Source organism: Microvirga sp. 2TAF3 (genome assembly GCF_052114965.1).
In the GTDB taxonomy this organism is placed as follows: Bacteria; Pseudomonadota; Alphaproteobacteria; order Rhizobiales; family Beijerinckiaceae; genus Microvirga.
This window is the reverse complement of sequence record NZ_JBFRFT010000027.1, coordinates 1-18,419: the sequence shown is the minus strand read 5'-3', so window position 1 is coordinate 18,419 and position 18,419 is coordinate 1. Positions and strand designations below refer to the sequence as shown.

The 18,419-nt window shown below is 62.6% G+C and carries 20 protein-coding genes and 3 pseudogenes; 15 read left to right on the top strand and 8 right to left on the bottom strand.

The features are described 5' to 3' along the window. Positions 1 to 20: 20 nt before the first annotated feature. From AB4Y97_RS19810 to AB4Y97_RS19795, 4 genes are all read right to left on the bottom strand, one after another. Positions 21 to 629 (bottom strand): K(+)-transporting ATPase subunit C, encoded by a 609-nt coding sequence (locus tag AB4Y97_RS19810; RefSeq protein ID WP_442000766.1) that lies wholly within the window; start codon positions 627 to 629, stop codon positions 21 to 23. Beyond that, positions 623 to 2,746 (bottom strand): potassium-transporting ATPase subunit KdpB, encoded by a 2,124-nt coding sequence (gene kdpB, locus AB4Y97_RS19805; protein ID WP_442000765.1) that lies wholly within the window; start codon positions 2,744 to 2,746, stop codon positions 623 to 625. Before kdpB ends, AB4Y97_RS19810 begins: the two co-directional genes overlap by 7 nt. Positions 2,747 to 2,988: 242 nt before the next feature. Next, positions 2,989 to 4,704 (bottom strand): potassium-transporting ATPase subunit KdpA, encoded by a 1,716-nt coding sequence (gene kdpA, locus AB4Y97_RS19800; RefSeq protein WP_442000764.1) that lies wholly within the window; start codon positions 4,702 to 4,704, stop codon positions 2,989 to 2,991. Positions 4,705 to 4,715: 11 nt separating this feature from the next. Continuing rightward, positions 4,716 to 4,805, bottom strand: a complete 90-nt coding sequence (locus tag AB4Y97_RS19795) for a K(+)-transporting ATPase subunit F (protein WP_442000763.1) — start codon at positions 4,803 to 4,805, stop codon at positions 4,716 to 4,718. A 316-nt stretch (positions 4,806 to 5,121) separates the two neighbouring features. Between AB4Y97_RS19795 and AB4Y97_RS19790 the strand changes: the two genes are divergently transcribed. Beyond that, positions 5,122 to 5,895 (top strand): 2-keto-4-pentenoate hydratase, encoded by a 774-nt coding sequence (locus AB4Y97_RS19790; RefSeq protein WP_442000762.1) that lies wholly within the window; start codon positions 5,122 to 5,124, stop codon positions 5,893 to 5,895. Between the two features lie 36 nt (positions 5,896 to 5,931). On the opposite strand, the pseudogene AB4Y97_RS19785 reads toward AB4Y97_RS19790, so the two are convergent. After that, positions 5,932 to 6,237: pseudogene (locus AB4Y97_RS19785) on the bottom strand (CorA family divalent cation transporter); the annotation flags it as partial. 189 nt (positions 6,238 to 6,426) lie between these two features. Here AB4Y97_RS19785 and AB4Y97_RS19780 point away from each other — a divergent pair. Both AB4Y97_RS19780 and AB4Y97_RS19775 read left to right on the top strand, forming a co-directional pair. Continuing rightward, the gene (locus AB4Y97_RS19780; RefSeq protein ID WP_442000761.1) at positions 6,427 to 6,684 is read left to right on the top strand and encodes a hypothetical protein; all 258 of its coding nucleotides are present in this window, start codon (positions 6,427 to 6,429) and stop codon (positions 6,682 to 6,684) included. A gap of 339 nt (positions 6,685 to 7,023) precedes the next feature. Then, positions 7,024 to 8,780: pseudogene (locus tag AB4Y97_RS19775) on the top strand (arylsulfatase); the annotation flags it as partial. Between the two features lie 52 nt (positions 8,781 to 8,832). On the opposite strand, the gene AB4Y97_RS19770 reads toward AB4Y97_RS19775, so the two are convergent. Then, positions 8,833 to 9,549: an IS6 family transposase gene (locus tag AB4Y97_RS19770; RefSeq protein ID WP_442000760.1), complete on the bottom strand. Its 717-nt coding sequence runs from the start codon at positions 9,547 to 9,549 to the stop codon at positions 8,833 to 8,835. A gap of 116 nt (positions 9,550 to 9,665) precedes the next feature. Here AB4Y97_RS19770 and AB4Y97_RS19765 point away from each other — a divergent pair, with 116 nt between their 5' ends. The 8 genes and pseudogenes from AB4Y97_RS19765 to AB4Y97_RS19730 all read left to right on the top strand — a co-directional run bounded on the left by AB4Y97_RS19765 (position 9,666) and on the right by AB4Y97_RS19730 (position 13,570). Further along, positions 9,666 to 10,283, top strand: coding sequence for a sensor histidine kinase (locus AB4Y97_RS19765; RefSeq protein WP_442000759.1), 618 nt, complete (start codon positions 9,666 to 9,668; stop codon positions 10,281 to 10,283). A gap of 368 nt (positions 10,284 to 10,651) precedes the next feature. Next, positions 10,652 to 10,861 carry a cold-shock protein gene (locus AB4Y97_RS19760; RefSeq protein WP_442000758.1) on the top strand — a complete coding sequence of 70 codons (210 nt, stop codon included), beginning with the start codon at positions 10,652 to 10,654 and terminating at the stop codon, positions 10,859 to 10,861. Between the two features lie 150 nt (positions 10,862 to 11,011). Continuing rightward, complete coding sequence (locus tag AB4Y97_RS19755; protein ID WP_442000757.1) at positions 11,012 to 11,221, top strand: hypothetical protein; 210 nt, start codon at positions 11,012 to 11,014, stop codon at positions 11,219 to 11,221. Between the two features lie 380 nt (positions 11,222 to 11,601). After that, on the top strand, positions 11,602 to 11,907 hold the full coding sequence (locus AB4Y97_RS19750; protein ID WP_442000756.1) for a hypothetical protein: 306 nt from the start codon (positions 11,602 to 11,604) through the stop codon (positions 11,905 to 11,907). Between the two features lie 40 nt (positions 11,908 to 11,947). Beyond that, on the top strand, positions 11,948 to 12,097 hold the full coding sequence (locus tag AB4Y97_RS19745) for a hypothetical protein (protein ID WP_442000755.1): 150 nt from the start codon (positions 11,948 to 11,950) through the stop codon (positions 12,095 to 12,097). Positions 12,098 to 12,287: 190 nt separating this feature from the next. Next, a pseudogene (locus AB4Y97_RS19740) lies at positions 12,288 to 12,485 on the top strand (tautomerase family protein); the annotation flags it as partial. Positions 12,486 to 12,542: 57 nt separating this feature from the next. Further along, the gene (locus AB4Y97_RS19735; RefSeq protein WP_442000780.1) at positions 12,543 to 12,953 is read left to right on the top strand and encodes a cupin domain-containing protein; all 411 of its coding nucleotides are present in this window, start codon (positions 12,543 to 12,545) and stop codon (positions 12,951 to 12,953) included. Further along, positions 12,950 to 13,570: a DUF4865 family protein gene (locus AB4Y97_RS19730; RefSeq protein WP_442000754.1), complete on the top strand. Its 621-nt coding sequence runs from the start codon at positions 12,950 to 12,952 to the stop codon at positions 13,568 to 13,570. The genes AB4Y97_RS19735 and AB4Y97_RS19730 overlap by 4 nt, the downstream gene beginning before the upstream one ends. On the opposite strand, the gene AB4Y97_RS19725 is transcribed toward AB4Y97_RS19730, so the two are convergent. Together AB4Y97_RS19725 and AB4Y97_RS19720 are read right to left on the bottom strand one after the other, a co-directional pair. Further along, entirely contained in the window at positions 13,477 to 14,109 is a 633-nt protein-coding gene (locus AB4Y97_RS19725; protein ID WP_442000753.1) for a cysteine hydrolase family protein, read from the bottom strand. The genes AB4Y97_RS19730 and AB4Y97_RS19725 overlap by 94 nt on opposite strands. 224 nt (positions 14,110 to 14,333) lie before the next feature. Beyond that, positions 14,334 to 15,206, bottom strand: a complete 873-nt coding sequence (locus AB4Y97_RS19720) for a LysR family transcriptional regulator (protein WP_442000752.1) — start codon at positions 15,204 to 15,206, stop codon at positions 14,334 to 14,336. A gap of 97 nt (positions 15,207 to 15,303) precedes the next feature. On the opposite strand from AB4Y97_RS19720, the gene AB4Y97_RS19715 reads away from it, so the two are divergent. From AB4Y97_RS19715 to AB4Y97_RS19700, 4 genes are all read left to right on the top strand, one after another. Continuing rightward, positions 15,304 to 16,281: a quinone oxidoreductase family protein gene (locus tag AB4Y97_RS19715; RefSeq protein ID WP_442000751.1), complete on the top strand. Its 978-nt coding sequence runs from the start codon at positions 15,304 to 15,306 to the stop codon at positions 16,279 to 16,281. Between the two features lie 24 nt (positions 16,282 to 16,305). After that, a complete protein-coding gene (locus AB4Y97_RS19710; RefSeq protein ID WP_442000750.1) occupies positions 16,306 to 17,241 on the top strand; it encodes a DMT family transporter in 936 nt (311 codons plus the stop codon). 92 nt (positions 17,242 to 17,333) lie between these two features. After that, positions 17,334 to 18,014, top strand: a complete 681-nt coding sequence (locus AB4Y97_RS19705; protein ID WP_442000779.1) for a GNAT family N-acetyltransferase — start codon at positions 17,334 to 17,336, stop codon at positions 18,012 to 18,014. A gap of 15 nt (positions 18,015 to 18,029) precedes the next feature. Further along, entirely contained in the window at positions 18,030 to 18,275 is a 246-nt protein-coding gene (locus AB4Y97_RS19700) for a DUF1272 domain-containing protein (RefSeq protein ID WP_442000749.1), read from the top strand. Positions 18,276 to 18,419 lie beyond the last annotated feature (144 nt).

Genomic DNA, 18,419 nt, shown 5'->3' with positions numbered 1-18,419 from the left:
TTCTCGGCATGTTTCCTTACTTAAGGCTGAGTCGATGTGCGATCCAGGGCAAGGTTCAGGGCCAGCACGTTGACCCGGGGCTCCCCGATGAGACCGAGCTGCCGTCCCTCGATCAATTCATCCACCATCTGGCGCACCTGCTCCTCGGGCACCCCCCTCGCCCGGGCGACCCGGGGTACCTGATATAGTGCCGCCTCCGGCGAGATGTGAGGGTCAAGCCCACTGCTACTGGTGGTGACGAGATCGATCGGCACTGCAGCAGAGCCGTTCTCGGCCTTCAGGTGTTTGAGGTCCCCCTGAACCCGCTCCACGAGAGCCTTGTTGGTCGGGCCGAGGTTCGAGGCACCAGAGTTCACCGCATTATAGGGAGTCGGCACAGTCTTGGACGGGTCGTTCGGATCCGGTCCCAGTGTCGCGGACGGCCGTCCATGGAAATAGCGGTCGCTCGTGAAGGCTTGGCCGATCAATTCCGACCCGATCACCTTGCCATCTCGCTCGATCAGACTGCCTTGGGCCTGCCTCGGGAACAGGACTTGCGCGAGCCCGGTCATGGCGAGTGGATAGACGAGCCCCGTGATCAGGGTCAGGAGGACCACAAGGGCAAGCGCCGGACGAATTTCTTTCAGCATGAGTGCTCTCCGCAAGCGAGGTGCAAGGCGGTCACGGCCAGGTCGATGACCTTGATGCCGACAAAAGGAATGATGATGCCGCCAAGCCCGTAGACGAGCAGGTTGCGCCGCAGGAGGGCCGCCGCACCCACGGCCCGGAAGCGAACCCCGCGCAGGGCGAGCGGGATCAGTGCGATGATGATCAGCGCATTGAAGATGATCGCCGACAGGATCGCGCTCTGCGGGCTCGCCAGTCTCATGATGTTCAGGGCCTGTAGCTGCGGATAGATCACCACGAACATCGCCGGGATGATGGCGAAGTACTTGGCCACATCATTGGCAATCGAGAACGTCGTGAGCGCCCCCCGGGTGATCAGCAGCTGCTTGCCGATTTCGACGATCTCGATGAGCTTGGTCGGATCAGAATCGAGGTCGACCATGTTGCCGGCCTCGCGGGCCGCGACCGTGCCGGTGTTCATGGCTACGCCCACGTCCGCCTGGGCCAGCGCCGGGGCATCGTTCGTGCCGTCGCCACACATGGCCACCAGCTTGCCCTTTGCCTGCTCGTCCCGAATGAGCCGGAGCTTGTTCTCGGGAGTCGCTTGAGCCAGGAAATCGTCCACCCCGGCCTCGGCCGCGATGGCGGCCGCCGTCATCGGATTGTCACCCGTGATCATGACGGTGCGGATGCCCATGCGGCGAAGCTCGACAAAGCGCTCCCGGATTCCACCCTTGACGATGTCCTTGAGGTGAATCACGCCGAGCAGGCGCCCGTCGCGGGCCACGGCAAGCGGCGTGCCGCCCGACTTGGCTATCTCGTCCGCAATGGTCTGTATCTCGCGGATCGCCTCGCTGCTGATCATAGGCCGAAGGGCTTGAATGGCTCCGCCGCGCGCGGCAGCAACAGGGGAGCTCGTGGCATCGACATAATTCAGGATTGCATCGACCGCCCCTTTCCGGATCGAGGAGCCTTCGACATCGACCCCGCTCATGCGGGTCTGCGCCGTAAACGGGACAAAGTGGGCGTGGAGTTCGTGCATCTCACGGCCACGGATCCCGTACTTCTCCTTGGCCAGCACCACGATGGAGCGGCCCTCGGGCGTCTCGTCCGCAAGGGAGGCCAGTTGGGCGGCATCCGCCAGATCCCGCTCCGAGACGCCGCTCACCGGCCGGAACTCCGCGGCCTGCCGGTTGCCGAGCGTGATCGTGCCGGTCTTGTCGAGCAGGAGCGTATCGACATCCCCAGCCGCTTCGACAGCCCGGCCCGACATGGCCAGCACGTTGAAGCGCACGAGCCGATCCATGCCGGCAATGCCGATGGCCGAGAGCAGTGCGCCGATGGTGGTCGGAATGAGGGTGACGAAGAGCGCCACCAGGACGAGCACTGGGATCGAGCCACCGGCGTAAGATGCGAAGCTCGGAATCGTCACGGTCGCGAAAACGAAGATGATCGTCATACCGGCGAGCAGGATGTTCAGCGCGATCTCGTTGGGCGTCTTCTGCCGTTCCGCACCCTCGACGAGACGGATCATATGGTCGAGGAAGGTCTGGCCTTGCGCTGCCGTGATGCGGACCTTGATCCAGTCGGAGAGCACCTGGGTGCCGCCAGTGACGGCTGAACGATCTCCTCCGGACTCGCGGATGACAGGCGCGGACTCACCGGTGATTGCGGCCTCGTTGACCGAGGCGACGCCTTCGATCACCTCCCCGTCCGACGGAATGATGTCGCCAGCCTCCACGAGCACGATGTCGCCCACTTTCAGACTGGTGCCCGGCACTAGCCTGTGATGGTCAGCATCGGCATCCGACAGCAGCTTCGCCTGGGTCTCGGTGCGGGTGCGACGCAGCGAGTCGGCCTGCGCCTTACCGCGCCCTTCGGCTACCGCCTCGGCGAAGTTCGCGAACAGGAGCGTGAACCACAGCCAGAGGATGATTTGGAACGCGAAGCCAAGGTTAGCCCCGCCTCCTGTCACGAGATCGCGGATGAAGAGGAGCGTCACCAGGGCGCTGACGACCTCAACAACGAACATGACCGGGTTCCTGATCATGAGCCGGGGATCAAGCTTTCGGAAGGACGCGCCAATCGCCGGAACGAGAATGCGGCGGTCGAAGAGAGATGTCTGAGTTGCTTTAGCCATCGGAGGTTGCCTCCAGAGCCTTTGAAACGAGAGAGTTCTATCGGATGCTGTCGAGATGCGGCGCGATGATCCAGAGGATGAGCCCCACCATCACGGCCGCTGCGGTCAAGACCAGGACGAAAGTTGCTGCCCGTGGCGCCGCCTGAGGCCCGGGCGGAGGCGCTCGATGAGCACTTTCCGCAGCTGTCTCGTGTGTTCACTCCGCACCCGTTGAGTGTGTTTCGATGTGATCGGCATCATGGTCAGCCTCCCGATGCAAAGGTCTGACTGGCGATCATCGCGAGATGCTCGACGATGGGCCCGAGCGCGAGAGCCGGGAAAAACGTCAGTCCGCCGGCGATCAGGATGACCCCGACCAGAAGACCGATGAACAGCCCGCCATCGGTCGGGAAGGTGCCGGCCGAGGCCGGAACGGTCTTTTTGGCTGCCAAAGAGCCCGCAATGGCCATGGCCGGGATGATGACGAAGAAGCGTCCCACCAGCATCGCGGCGGCACCGGTCAGGTTGTACCAGAGCGTGTTGCCGGTCAGGCCCGCAAACGCCGAGCCGTTGTTGGCGGTCTGCGACGTGTATGCATACAGAATCTCGGAGAACCCATGCGGCCCCGGATTGGCGATCGACGCGACGGCCGAGGGCAGCACCGTCGCGACGGCCGTGCCGCCGAGCATCATCAGCGGCAGGCACAGGATGGCAAGCATCGCCATCTTGACCTCCCTAGCTTCGAGCTTTTTGCCGAGGTACTCAGGCGTGCGGCCGACCATGAGTCCTGCGACGAACATCGCGACGATGACGAAGATCAGGATTCCATAGAACCCCGCCCCCACGCCGCCGACGATGATCTCGCCCAATTGCATGTTAATGAGGGGGATCATGCCGCCGAGTGCCGTGAAGCTGTCGTGCATGGCGTTGACGGCGCCGCAGGACGCCGCCGTCGTGACGGTGGCGAAGAGTGCCGACAGGGCAACGCCGAAGCGGACTTCCTTGCCTTCCATGTTGCCACCGTCGAGCCCAAGGGCAGCAAGGGCCGGGGTGCCGGCGGCTTCCGACCAGTATGCCACTGTCACGCCGGCCACGAATAGCACGCCCATGGCGGCCAGGATCGCCCAGCCCTGGCGCTCATTGCCGACCATGCGGCCGAAGACGTTAGTGAGCGCCGTACCGAGCGCGAAGATCGCCACCATCTGGACTAGGTTCGACAGGGCTGTCGGATTCTCGAACGGATGCGCCGCGTTGGCGTTGAAGAAGCCGCCGCCATTGGTGCCGAGCATCTTGATGGCGACCTGCGAGGCCACCGGGCCGAGGGCGATGGTCTGCTTGGTTCCTTCCAGTGTCGTCGCATCGACATAGGCGCCGAGGGTCTGGGGCATGCCCTGCCAGACGAGAAATAGAGCTACGACAACGCAGATCGGCAAGAGCACATAGAGGGTGCAGCGGGTCACGTCGACCCAGAAGTTGCCGATGGTGCGGAACGAGGCCCTCGCGAAGCTGCGGATCAGGGCAATGGCCAGCACGATGCCGGTCGCGGCCGACAGGAAATTCTGATGCGTCAGCCCGAGCATCTGCACGAGGTAGGACATCGTGCTCTCGCCGCCGTAGTTCTGCCAGTTGGTATTGGTGACGAAGCTCGATGCGGTGTTGAAGGCGAGATCCTCCGGCACCGCCGGCAAGCCCTGCGGGTTGAACGGCAGGAGGCCCTGGAGCCGCAGGAGTGCGTAGAGGATCAGAAATCCTCCGACATGGAAGAACAGCATCGCAACCGTGTAAGTGAGCCAATGCTGTTCCTGATCCTCCTGGACTCCTGCAAGCGCATACAATCCGCGCTCGACGGGATGCAGAAGCGGCGACAGGAATGTGCGCTCGCCCGTAAACACGCGCGTCATGTACCAGCCGAGCGGCTTCACGAGGGCGATTACAATCAGGATAAAGAGCAGGATCTGCAGCCATCCATTGAGAGTCATGGCTTCCTCCGTCAGAAGCGCTCGGGCCGCAGCAGAGCGAGCGTGAGATAGACGAGAAGGCCGGCCGTCACGATGCCGCCGAGGGCATAGTCGATCAGCATGGCGCGTCTCCCTCAGAGTCGTCCGCAGGCCACGGCGTAACACACGGACAGAGCAAAGAACCCAAGACCGAGCAGCAGCATGACGATGTCCAGCATGAGGGGCCTCCTGGCCAGTAAAATTCTGGCGCGCTTCAAGCAGTGCACGTTCATTCGCCCCGCGCATCGTTCATGAGCGAAACGCGTTGCTTGGAACTGTTGCATAAAACCATGATTGGGCGTAAAAATTCGAGACGTAATGACTTTCGTCAAAATAAAAAAGTCATAAAAATTTGACGTTCTTCACGGAGTCTGGGCTGCATGCAAAAGGTGCCAGACCATGTCACCGGATCAGGTTGAGGAGTTGGGCACTGCCTTGGCCCGATGCCGTCAGCACGGGACCGTGTCTCCGTTGCGGCTGGATCGGATCGCCTCCGCCGAGGATGCGGAAGCGGTTCAGGCGGCGGCTGTCGAAGCCTACGGCGGTATCCCGCGAGGTTATTCCATTCACGCAACGACAGCCCTGTCACGACGCCTGCTGTGCTGCGATGAGCCGTTCTTCGGTCCTCTTCTCGATTCCGATCTCGTGTTGAACGGATCGTCCTTCCACCTTCCTTATGGTGTGCTCGGCGCTGGATGCACCCTGACGTTCGTCGTTGGCGAGCCCTATCCTATGGACGAAGGAGAGATCTCCCGGGAGACGGTATCACGCGCGCTCGCGGGCTGCTGGCTAGCGATCGAAGTCCTCGGCCGGCGCGTCCCCGGATCCGTGCCATTGAATGCCTATACGGCGACGGCCGACTTCGGCTTGGAGATCCTGCACGTCCAGGGGCCATTCATCAAGCACTGGGACAGTCTGGACCTCGCAACAGCGCGGGGCTCGGTCCGGCTCAATGGTGACCCGGTCGCCAGCGGCTGCTTCGGCGACGTCCTCGGACACCCATTGGAGGCTATCGCCTACCTGGCTCGTGTCATGAAGGCTCGCGGCCAGGAACTCGAACCGGGAGATATCATCTCGACCGGGACATGCACCGGGATCCTCCAAGTCGTGCCTGGACAGGTCTTCGAGGCTGAGTTCGGCGGGCTTGGGTCCGTCAAGATTAGTTTCGAGTAACCCGCACCCCGGGGTTGAATCCAAGGCCGTGGCTTCTTAGAGCCACCGCTTCTGGCGGAAGCCCCAATACAACCAGCCACATGCTGCCGCGATGAGGGTCAGCACCAGGACGTAGCCGTAGCGCCAATGCAGCTCGGGCATAAACTCGAAGTTTATGCCGTAAATCCCCGCCACCGCCAGGATGGCGGCCCAGGCCGCCAGCTTGCGGGTGATTTCGTTCTGCTGCGCCTGGCCGGTCATTAGGCTGGTCTCGAAGGCGAATGACAGCACCTCGCGAAGCGACTCGATCTCCTCCTGCACCCGGCGAATGTGGTCCGAGATGTCGCGGAAATGCGCATGCATCATGCCAGAAGGAGAGCGTTTCATGCTGCTCTCGCATTGGTGGGCTTGCTTAGTTCCGCCGGAGTTGCCTTCGCTGCCGACCTGGCGCAGCCTGCCCCGACCGTCGCTGCTCCCGTTACTATGCCGCCCCTGTGGAGCTTCCGCTTCGTGCCCTATGGCTGACCCACCTCCCTGAATGGTACCCAGACGGTGCGCGGGCGTAGCGCCAAGGTCGACGCGAGCTTCATCGACATCGTCGAGAAGAGCGACACGCTGGTGGCGCTGATGGGCGACTTCGAAGCCCGCCGCGGCCCCTTTGCTTTGTATGGCGACCTGGTCTGGACCAAAATCGGTGTTGATGGAGGGAACCTCCGGACACGTGCTCTCTCACCGGGCGTCACGACAACCGTCGGGCGGTCGCTCGGCCTGGACATCGAGATGGCGATCCTCGAGGTGGGTGCCTCGTGAGGTGGCGCGCTCCGGACCTCTGGCGCTCGATGTCCTCGGCAGCGGTCATGATGGCTGGCGTCCCTTCCAGGTGACGGGAATCCGACGCTAATGCGGGAGCCGGATCGATCCATTTGACCAAAATCAAGCCGGGTGGACTTTTACGCCATCGGGATAGGACCGTGACTTTTTCGGATAGGTCGAGGAGGTCAGTCCAACTCTGTCAAGAAATGCCCCTCGCGGTCAGTCACAGTCGCCCCCGGATGGCGATCCGGCATCGCCGAACCGCGTCTCGGGACGGTCACGCATGGCCTGCCTGTTCCGGGTCTGTCTTCGCTCGCCCATCGAAGGATCGCCCGCATGAAAGCCTCGTTACTCACCCTCTCCCTTGCCACCGCCAGCCTCCTGGCGATTTCCACGGCCCAGGCCCAGCAGGTGACCGGTACGCCCGGCGCTCCGGACGCGACCACCACGATCGACGGACGGCAGCTCCCCGACCCGGACCCGGCGTTCGGCGGCGTGATCCAGGACGACGCCTTGCAGTCGAAGCCCTGGTGGCCCCCCGCATCGTGCCGCCGAAGGGCGCCCCCAACGTCCTGTTGATCATCACCGACGATGCCGGCTTCGGGGTGCCCAGCACCTTCGGCGGAGTCATCCCGACGCCGGCGCTGGATCGCGTCGCCAGCGAAGGCCTGCGCTACAACCGCATGTTCTCCACGGCGTTGTGCTCGCCCACCCGCGCGGCGCTCATCACCGGGCGCAACCATCACTCGGCCGGCTTCGGCGTGATCTCCGAGCAGTCCACGGGCTTCCCCGGCTACAACAGCATCATCCCCAAGGACAAGGCGACCATCGGCCGGATCCTCAAGGACAATGGCTATGCCACCTCATGGTTCGGCAAGGACCACAACACACCGGCCTTCGCGGCGAGCCAGGCCGGGCCGTTCGACCAATGGCCGACCGGCATGGGCTTCGAGTATTTCTATGGTTTCGTCGGCGGCGACGCCAACCAGTGGCAGCCGAACTTCTTCCGCAACACGACGCAGATCTATCCCTTCGAGGGCAAGCCGGCCGGAAGCTGGAACCTCGTCACAGCCATGGCCGACGACGCGATCGACTACATCAACCGGATGCACCAAATCCAGCCGGACAAGCCTCTCCTCGTCAAGTACGCGCCCGGCGCCACGCACGCGCCGCATCATCCGACGGCGGAGTGGATCAAGAAGATCAGCGACATGCACCTCTTCGACGAGGGCTGGAACAAGCTGCGCGAGCGCATCTTCGCCAACCAGAAGCGGCTCGGCGTGATCCCCCAGGACGCCAAGCTGGCGCCCTGGCCCAAGGACATCCTGAAGGAGTGGGACGCGCTCTCGGCCGAGGAGAAGAAGCTGTTCATCCGTCAGGTCGACGTCTTTGCCGCCTACGCGGCCTACAACGACCACGAGATCGGCCGCGTGATCCAGGCCTTCGACGACATCGGGCAACGCGACAATACGCTGGTCATCTATATCAACGGCGACAACGGCACCAGCGCCGAGGGCGGGCCGAAGGGGACGCCGAACGAGGTAGCCTTCTTCAACGGCCTGAACGAGCTGCCCGTCGACGTCCAGATGAAGTTCTATGACGTCTGGGGCACCGAGCAGACCTACAACCATATGTCGGCCGGTTGGTCGTGGGCGTTCGACACGCCGTTCTCCTGGTTCAAGCAGAACGCCTCGCAGCTCGGCGGCATCAATCAGAACATGGCCGTCTCGTGGCCCGCGCGCATCAAGGACAAGGGAGCGCTACGCGAACAGTTCGTGCGCGTCATCGACGTGGTGCCGACGATCCTCGAGGCCGCCGGCATCCGTGAGCCGGAGGTCGTCGACGGCATCAGGCAGGCGCCGATCGAGGGCACGAGCTTCGCCTACACCTTCGACGCGGCGAACGCCAAGGCGCCATCGCGGCACACGACCCAGTACTTCGAGATGCTCGGGCAGTGGGCGCTGTACAACGACGGCTGGCTCCTGAGCACCAAGGTCAATCGGGCACCCTGGGAAGCGTTCGGCCCGGCCAATCCCGATCCGCTGAACAACCAGGTGCTCCAGTTGTACGACCTGAACACGGACTTCAGCCGGTTCCGTTGCAAATCTTGCCGCAGCTCAAGCGAAGACCGGGCAGGAACTCTGATTAGGCCGCAACCTGGAATAGACGAGCAATGAAGTCACTCTGAGCCTTCATGTCGTTCGCTGGTATGCTGGTCAGTTGGCCCTTGCGGATCATCGCCATCGTCTCATAGCCAGCAATTGTCCGAGCGGCAGTCCGGAAATTCTTGAAGCCCAGCCCAGGTCGGGCCAGCCGTTTGATACGCCGGTGATCCTGCTCAATGATGTTGTTTAAGAATTTCACCTGACGGAGTTTGGCAAAGCGCCAGAGCGTCCCCTCTCGCTTCATGGCTTTCGTCGCGATTGGGTAAGCCGCATTCTTGTCGACCGTGATGGTACGCGGATTGACGGTATGGGGCTGCCCTAATGCCTTACGGAAGAAGCACCGGGCGCTAGCTGCATCCCGCTTGGGTGAAAGCAGAAAATCGATCGTCTGCCCGGCCGCATCGACAGCGCGGTACAGGTACACCCATTCGCCTTTCACGCGAATGTAAGTCTCGTCTACACGCCAAGAGCCATTCGTCATCCGCAGATGCGGTCGGGTGCGCTTGTCCAGCTCGGGTGCGTAGGCCTGGATCCAGCGAAACAAGGTCGTATGGTCTACTTGCACGCCCCGATCCGAGAGCATGCTTTCAAGATCGCGGTAGCTGATCGGGAATTGCAGATACCAGCGCACGGCCCACAGGATGATCTCCGCCATGAATTGCCGACCCTTGAACGGGTTTTTGTTCTTCTGCTTCACCGCCAGTCCCTCTTACCGCCCTCGCGCCGTAGCTGAGACGGAGCAAGCTTCAAAGCTGCAACAGAACCGTCGATATCACAGCGCGCAAGCGCGCAGAGGACCAGCAGGCGCTTCTGGTGCGGGAGTTGCACCACAGGGTCAAGAACATGCTGGCGACTGTTCAGGCCATCATGGGCTCAACCGCTCGTGCATCAACGACGATCGAGGAATTCCAGCGGGCCTTCACTGGCAGGATCGTGGCGCTGGCGCGGACACATTCGAGCCTTGCGGACGATGAGTGGCAGGCAGTCCTCGTCAGAAACCTTTTGTGCAACGAACTCGATCCCTACGACGACGGCTCGCCGCATCGGGTTCAGCTTGACGGCCCGGATGTTGAACTGGCGTCCTCCATCGCCGTTCCGCTCGGGATGGCCATCCATGAGCTGACGACGAACACGGTCAAATATGGTGCCCTGTCTGTGCTTGGCGGGTCAGTCGCCGTGTCGTGGACTCTGGTGGAGGACCAGGACCTCCGCGAACTCACCATCGAGTGGGTTGAACGGAACGGCCCCGCCACCAGTCCGCCGACCCGAAAGGGCTATGGCTCCCAGCTCCTCGAGCGTGTGTTGAACAATCAGATGGGGTCTCAGGCGACAATCTCCTACGAACCGGAAGGGCTGCGGGCGCACATTGCCGTGCCGCTTCCGTATCAAATATCTGAATCCACTCCGATGGACAGTCTCGCCCGCAGTTAGGACCCGCCGCAAACTTTAGACGCATTCCTCGGGTTCCGAACGGACGGCAGTGAGTGAATGTGTACTGATGGCTCCGGCAAATATCGCATCTGCCTCGTCTCCTGTTAAGCAAAATCTTCTTTGAATTGCATGGAGCCTAGCAAATTCCGTCCATATAAAAACAAATACTGACGGCACTTGTTATTATCCAGTAAAAGACCTATATATTTTTTATCGGATTTTGGCCGGACAATCGGGTCGTTTCGCTTTTGGTCTTTCCAGGCGCACGTTCGGACTTTCTTACCATTACATCGACGAACCGAGACAAGGCCGCGCTTTTGCGCGCCTTCACTCACGTGCATCTACAGCAATCGCGAAAGGCTACCCCTATGATTACGGGCACCGTGAAATTCTACAACGATCAAAAAGGCTTCGGCTTCATTCAACCGAATGACGGCAGCAAGGACGTGTTCGTCCATGCCACCGCTCTTGAGCGCGCCGGCATGCGCAACCTCGTCGAAGGCCAGAAGGTCTCCTTCGACACGGCCGAAGACCGCCGCTCGGGCAAGATCGCCGTCAGCAACATCGAGACGGCCTAACCTTTGATGATCGGCTCAGGACATAGCCTGTGCCGCTCTGTCTTGATGCCGCTCCCCTGTGGGGCGGCTTTTCGTTTGTACCTGCTAACACCTACGGCGGTAGCCTGCGCTTCGCGCTGCCCGAAGTCGGTCAAGCTCCAGGAGAACAGAATGTCTCACAAGTATAAAATTCATCAGTTGGTCCGCATCACCCATCCGAATTTCTCGGACAAGCGTGCCAGTTCGAGCGGCATCTACGAGGTGACTCGCCTCATGCCGGCTGATCAGACCGGTGAGGTCTCGTACCGCATCAAATCGTCTGGCTTCGGTGAGCGCGCCGTGCGCGAAAGCGAAATCACGGCCCCGGCGTCAATGATTTGACCAGCGGCGAAGCATTCTTTCGCGGATCCCAGACCTATGATCCAGTCGCGTTGCTTCGACGGGGCGACGAGATCCTGTACATCACTCGTGTCGGCATGACGGCGCCGCAACGATCCATGATCCTCATACCCACTGGCGAACCTGCTTGGCCGCATGAGCCGCTCGGCAGCCTTTCTGACGTCGCTTGGGCGCTTCGAGCACACGAGTGGCACCTCGCAACTCCTGAGCCCAGCGGCGAGAATACTCAGCAAGCCAAGACGTTGGGGCGATTGCTCACGGAGCGAGCTTAACAACCAGCCAACAGTGTAGAGGCGAATGGATGAGCACGATCACATGGCTGGCGACGCACTCGCATCCAGACCCGAGGGAAGAACCCGACCATGGTTGATCATCCGACCAATCTTGATGCTCATCGCGGCATGGCAGCCCAGAAAGCCACCGACCTTCGACGTCTACGATCCGAGGTCGAAGCCGATCAGGAGGCCCTGCGCACGAGACAGGCAGCCCTGGAGGACCTGCTGGCGGCAGCACCTGCCAGCAATTGGCCGGAGGCTGTCGAGAAGGCACGCTATCTGCTTGGTCTCTTAGCGCAAGCTTTGGATGCAAGCGATGTACGCCGTCGCAAGTTGATCGACCGCGTGCTGGCCGACTTTGATCATCTGCTCGACCCTTCACCCGACGACTGAGACTATCCTTCGTAGGAATGACCAACAACGGAGACGAGCCATGGCCAGAGGCGAAAAGCGCGGCAACCGCGAAGCGAAGAAGCCCAAGCAGGAGAAGCCCAGGAACGCAATCCCAGCCTCCCCATTCGTGGCGAACCAGGGCAAGGGAAGCGCCCCAGCAAAGCCGTCTGGTGGCAAGCGGGCATCGTAGCTGGACAGCAAACGGAGCGAAATGAATTGAAGTCTGACCTAACACCCGTTGAAACGGATCAGGGAAGAGCCGAAGAGCGGGTCCATGTGTTTCAGCGTGGCGGTGGCCCGTTTGTAGCTGCGGTCGAGGCCACCCGCATGCCTATGGTGGTGACCGATCCCACAGTTGAGGGCAATTCCATGAGCCCGATGAACTGATTTTCGACCCAACCTATCTCGGCGGTCCTCGGTCGGACGACTTCATGCTGATCGCCATCACGGCCGGAAAACCGCGGTCAGCCGAGGTCAAGAAGGCTTTCTATCAGCGCGTGATCGAACAGCTTGAGCAGTCTCCGGGGATCCGCCCGGAGGACGTGATGATCGTCATCAACACAACCTCCGCCGAAGACTGGTCCTTCAGCAGGGGCGAGATCGCGTCAGCCGGGACCGCCTGGACTCGACCCACAATGAATAGCGCACCCAACCCTGGAAAGATGACTGTCCGCCGTCCCGGAGAAAAGCTGACCCGCTCGCCCGATGGTCTATCCACAACTCCGATGCAGGTCGAGCCGCTGCTGGACGGCAGCCGCAACGGCGAGAACACGGCAATGCGCGCGATGCTCGACCCAGGTACCATCGCCAACTGGCATGCGCATCCACGCGGCCAGCTCCTGTATGTCCTATCCGGTACCGGGATCGTTCAGGCGGATGGTGGCCCTATCATCACCGTCCATGAGGGCGACTCCGTCTGGTTTGATCCTGGCGAGCGCCACTGGCACGGAGCGACGCGCGACGACTCCTTCAGCTATATCAGCATTCAGGCCGTGCAGGGCGGTCGGGCCGTCGATTGGTTCGAGCCCGTGGAGAAGCGCTCATGATCGCCATGCAGTACAGTCTCGCCCTCCCCGCCGATTACGACATGGAAATCATCGACCGGCGTATCCGGGAGAAGGGGCCTTTGCTCGACGGCTTTCCGAACCTGAAGTTCAAGGCGTATCTCAGAGCAGCGAAGGGCGATCTGGGCAGTGCGGAGAATCTCTACGCCCCGTTCTATGTTTGGGACAGGGCGGAGGGTGCAAGCGATTTTCTATGCGGACCCGGCTTCCAGCCCCTTGCCAATGACTTTGGCTGGCCGAGTGTCAGAACCTGGATCGTGTGGCAGGCCTGCGTTGCCCCGGGGTTCAGTGAAGCGAAGTTCGCCACCCGCGAGATCCTCCCGATCAGGCCCCATGCCCCGCTCGGCGAGATCCGGCGGCGAGACAGCGACGAAGCCCGGGACATGGTCAGGGGCGGCGAAGCCCTCGCGTCAGTCGCGGGTTTTGAACCCACCACTTGGTCTCGCGTGCGGTTCAGGCTTTGGGAAAAACTGCCGGAAGCGGTTTTGACCTCAAGCATTCAGGCCTACCGCGTGGGGCATGTTTCGACAAGAAGCGCCTCGACGCAAGGCACGACGACTGCAAACCGGTCCGCGAGCGCCGCTATCGTTCCCTGCTGAACGGTAGCGGCGGGAACAATCTCGCCATCTTTCAGGGGAGAGGGTAGATGGCGCATTGCCGTTGCCGATGCGACCACCGTTGTCTTGTATCCCAGTTCGAGTGCGGCCCGTACGGTGGAACTCACGCACATATGGGTGGCGAAGCCCGCGATGATGAGCTCATGCCGTCCTGTGGCCCGGATCTCCTCATGCAGGTTTGTCCTGGCGAACGCGTTGGGCAGGGGTTTGGCGATCGTTGCCTCACCTTTCCTCGGCTCAAGTCCCTCGATGATCCGGGCTGTTGGGCTTTCGGGATCGAACAACGGCGCACCGGGTCGGCCATGATGGACGACATGGAAGATCGGCATGGCGCGGCTGCGGGCAAGCGCCAATAGCTGCTTGATCTCCTCAACGGCAACCTCGACTCCCGCCAGCGGCAATCCGCCACTCGGCAGGTATTCTCGCTGATGGTCGATCAGCATGAGGGCCGAGTCCGCGAGCGAACTAGGGATCGACGAGGCGCCTGCGATTTCGAGCAGGGATCTGGGTCTGTGGATCATGCTGGGTTTCCTGACAGAGAGAGAGGTTGGAGCGAACGAGCAGAACCGCGAGCGGTCCCTCTGCACGACGGCCGTTTGGACACCTCGCTCGGCACGACACCTGAACACGTACTCGGTCTCCAAGCCGCGATCGCTGCCGCCGGTCTCTTATGCCACTGAAGCCGCAAATCCAGTCTGAGTGTTTTGGCGGGCCTTCTGCGCATCGATGCACAGACCAAGCGCTCCTATGGCCCAATTCCTTCAAGGAGGCTCCGCTCGCGGGCCAGGATCTCGATCAGGATGTCCATCACGGCGCGGACCCGCGGAGAGCGCCTGACGTCCTCGTGCACCACCAGCCAGAGGTCCCGCGGCGGCACTCCTTCGCGTTGCAGGCAGATGAGATCGGGATCGTTGCCTGTCACGAAGAACGGCAGGACCGCCGCACCTAGTCCGGCCCGCACGGCCGAGGCGAGGCCGACGAGATCGCTCGTGCGAAAGACAAGCGGCCGTCCCCGGGCGTAGTGGCGCAGCCACTGCTGTTGCGGAACGTGCTCCAGGCTCTCCTCGTACCCGAGCAGATCCATGGTTTCCGGGGTCCGTCCGTCCGTGTACGTGCGGGAGGCGAAGAGGCCGTAACCGGCGGTCCCCACCTTGCGGGTGATCAGGGACGAACCTTCCGGCTTCGCCAGCCGTAGGGCGATGTCAGCGTCGCGTCGCGTGAGACTGACGGAGATGTTGCTGCCCGACAGTTCCAGGATGATGTCCGGATGCCGCTCGCGCAGAAGGCTCAAGCGCGGCGACAGAAACAGGCTTGCGAAAGCCGGCGGCGCGCTGACTCGGACGGTGCCTGACAGCCCGGGCCCACGCCCTTGCACTGTCCGCTGGAGTGCGAATACGTCCTCCTCCAGACGCTCCACCTGCTCTCGAACGTGCTCACCCTCCGGCGTGAGCACGTAGCCTCGCGGCAACCGGTCGAAGAGACGGATGCCGAGCGCCCCCTCCAACGAGGTGATCCGCCGCGCCACCGTGGAATGGTCGACCCGGAGCGTGCGGGCCGCTGCCGACAGGCTCCCTGTTCGGGCCAGTTCGGCAAAGTACCTCAGATCGTCCCAATCCATGCTGCGCAAAAATCCCCAGCTACTCGGCAACAATCCGGAATAGCAGCTAAGCCGATCTCAGGCCAAGTCTGAGCCACCTCAAACTTGGTGATCAGACATGACAGACGTCATTCGCATTCATGAACCCGGTGGCCCCGAAGCTCTCCAGCTCGATCAGATCGAGCTTCCCACCCCCGGTCCGGGCGAGGTGCTCGTCCGGCAGTCCTTCGCCGGAGTGAACTATGTCGATGTATACCATCGCACGGGTCTCTACCCGCTGCCGCAGGTCCCGGCCGTCCTCGGGGTCGAGGGCGCCGGCCGTGTCGAGGCGGTCGGTCCTGGCGTCATCTCCGTTTGCGTCGGTGACCGCGTCGCCTACACGGCCCTCCCGGTCGGTGGCTACGCCACCGCACGGATCATCGCTGCCGAGCGTCTGGTTCGGCTTCCGGACGCGGTTTCGGACAGGAGCGCGGCCGGCATCATGTTGCGCGGCGTCACCGCCCATATGCTGCTCCACCGCACCTATCCCGTCGGTCCCGGCACGACCATTCTGGTGCATGCAGCCGCGGGCGGCCTCGGCCTCGTCATAACGCAATGGGCGAAGCTCCTGGGTGCAACCATCATCGGCACCGTCGGTAGCGAGGAGAAGGCGCAGATCGCACAATCCGCCGGCCTCGATCAGGCGATCCTGTACCGGGAGGCCAGCTTCGTCGACGCCGTGAAGGAGATCACCGGCGGCCGCGGCGTGGATGTCGCCTACGACGGCATTGGCGGCACGACGCTGCTCGAGACCTTCGACGCCGTGCGCCCGTTCGGCACCGTCGCGAGCGTCGGCCAAGCCGGAGGGCCGATCCCGCCGATCGAGGTGGCGCAGCTCGGACCCCGACGCTCGCTGTCACTCTCGCGACCGAGCGTGTTCGGCTACATGGCCGAGCTCGACACCTACCGCGAGGCCGCAACCGCGCTCACGTCCCTACTGGAGCAGGGCCTGATCAACGCATCCGTGGGAGCCGTCTACCCGCTAACCGAGGCAGCACAGGCGCACGCCGATCTCGAAGCACGGCGAACCACTGGGTCCATCCTGCTTGCCGCCTGATTTCAATCGGACACGGAAAACCCGATGCAATATTTTGCAGCCCTCGCGGCCAGTTGCGTTCTCGTCGCGGCCGCCCCTCTCCTTGTGCGCTTCAGCCCTGTCGACCCCACCGCGACGCTCTGGCTGCGTATGGTGATCGCGACCGGAGTACTGGTCGCGATTGCACCGATGCCAAAGGCGCAGACGGAGCCTCTGCGCGGACGCGACTACATCCTCCTCATCGTGGCGGGATTGCTCTCGGCTGGCGACATGGCGGCCAATCACTGGGCCGCGGTGGAGACCACCATCGCCAACGCGGCCCTTCTGATGAACCTGTCGCCGGTGTTCGTGACCGCGCTCGCTATCGTTTTCCTCGGCGAGCGTCTGTTGATGGCGCAGGTCATCGGTTATGGCATGACAATCTTTGGCGCCGTGTTGATGACGGGCGTCTCGCTTGAAGGATGGCAGTTAGGTCTCGGCGAAGGACTCGCCCTTCTTTCGGCGTTCCTCTACGCGGCGTACTTCCTCGTCGTGAAGGACCTGCGCGCGCGCACCTCCGCGATGCGCATTATGCTTTGGACGAGCGGGATCTCAGCGACTGTCCTGGCCCCCTTGGCCATTGGAACCAGCGATCCGCTTCTGCCCTCGGTGGCCCTGGGCTGGCTGCCCATCGTCGCCATGGCGCTCGGAGTGCAGATCGGCGGCCACGGGCTGATGGCCTACGCCATGCGCGGCCTGCCGGCATCCTACGCCTCCGCCACGGCGCTTGCCCGTCCCGTGCTGGCTGCGGTTGCGGCGTGGCTTCTATTCGGCGAAGTGGTGGGGGCATCGACGGTCATCGGGGCGGCCCTCGTTCTAGGAGGGCTTGCACTCGCGGCCCGGCGTCCAGCCGCCAATCATCCCTCCCGGCCCCACCAACCTCCCGCTCCAGTACACGCGATGAGGAGACTGCCTGCTTCACGCCATGGTGGGTCAACATGATCGTTTCGCAGGATGGAATTCAGTATTCCATCCTGCGGCTGTTTTGGGATTCCGGCGGCGCAGGGTATTCCCGTCGACGAAGGGGAACGACAATGTCGCTGACGGATTGGACGCCGCGGTCGAAGCCAGACCGGACGATCATGGACGGGCGTTACATACGCCTTGAGCCACTCGATCCGGCCCGTCATGGCGACGAGCTTTTCGAGGCCGGCGGCGGACCGGACCGCGAAGCGCTTTGGCGCTACCTCGCGGACCATCCGTTTTCCGACAGAACGTCGTTCGAGCCATGGCTGGCCCGGGCTGCCGCATCGGAGGATCCCTTGTTCTTCGCAGCCATCGACCGGGAGACCGGTCGCACCGAAGGCCGGCTGGCGCTCATGCGGATCGATTCAGCCAATGGCGTCGTCGAGGTCGGCCACATCCTGTTCGGCTCTCGGCTGGCGCGCAGCCGCGGGGCCACAGAGGCGATCTTCCTGCTCGCCCGCTGGGTCTTCGACGACCTGGGCTACCGTCGCTTCGAGTGGAAATGCGATAACCGCAACGAGCCTTCCAAGCGCGCCGCGGCCCGCTTCGGCTTCTCGTACGAGGGGCTGTTCCGGCAGCACATGGTGGTCAAGTGCGAGAACCGTGACACCGCGTGGTTTGCCATGACTGATCAAGACTGGCCGTCGTGCAAGGCCGCGTATGAGCAATGGCTGTCGCCATCGAACTTTGATGCGGCGGGGCGTCAGGTCACAGCCCTGTCCAACCTGATGAATAGAGCCACTATCTAAGGCCGGGAAATCGCCATGCTGAAGCTGAAGCCGAATTGCGAGTGTTGCGACCGGGACCTGCCGCCCGACAGCTCCGAGGCGAGGATCTGCTCTTTCGAGTGCACGTTCTGCGCCGAATGCGCCGAAGGCAATCTCAAGGGCATCTGTCCGAACTGCGGTGGCGGCTTCGCCGCCCGTCCGGTACGCCCTGCGCGGCTCCTGGAAAAGTACCCGCCCTCGACGGAGCGCGTGCATCGCGCTGCCCCGTGTCCTGCGAACTAAAGCGCTTTTGATCTGGGCTTGAATCCATTGGGGTGATCTGTGCGTTGACTGGGAGATGGCCCAGGAGGCAAGCCATGCCCCAGCCCTATTCGCCTGATCTGCGGGAGCGTGTTCTGGTTGCCTGTAAGCGCGGCGACCTTCCTC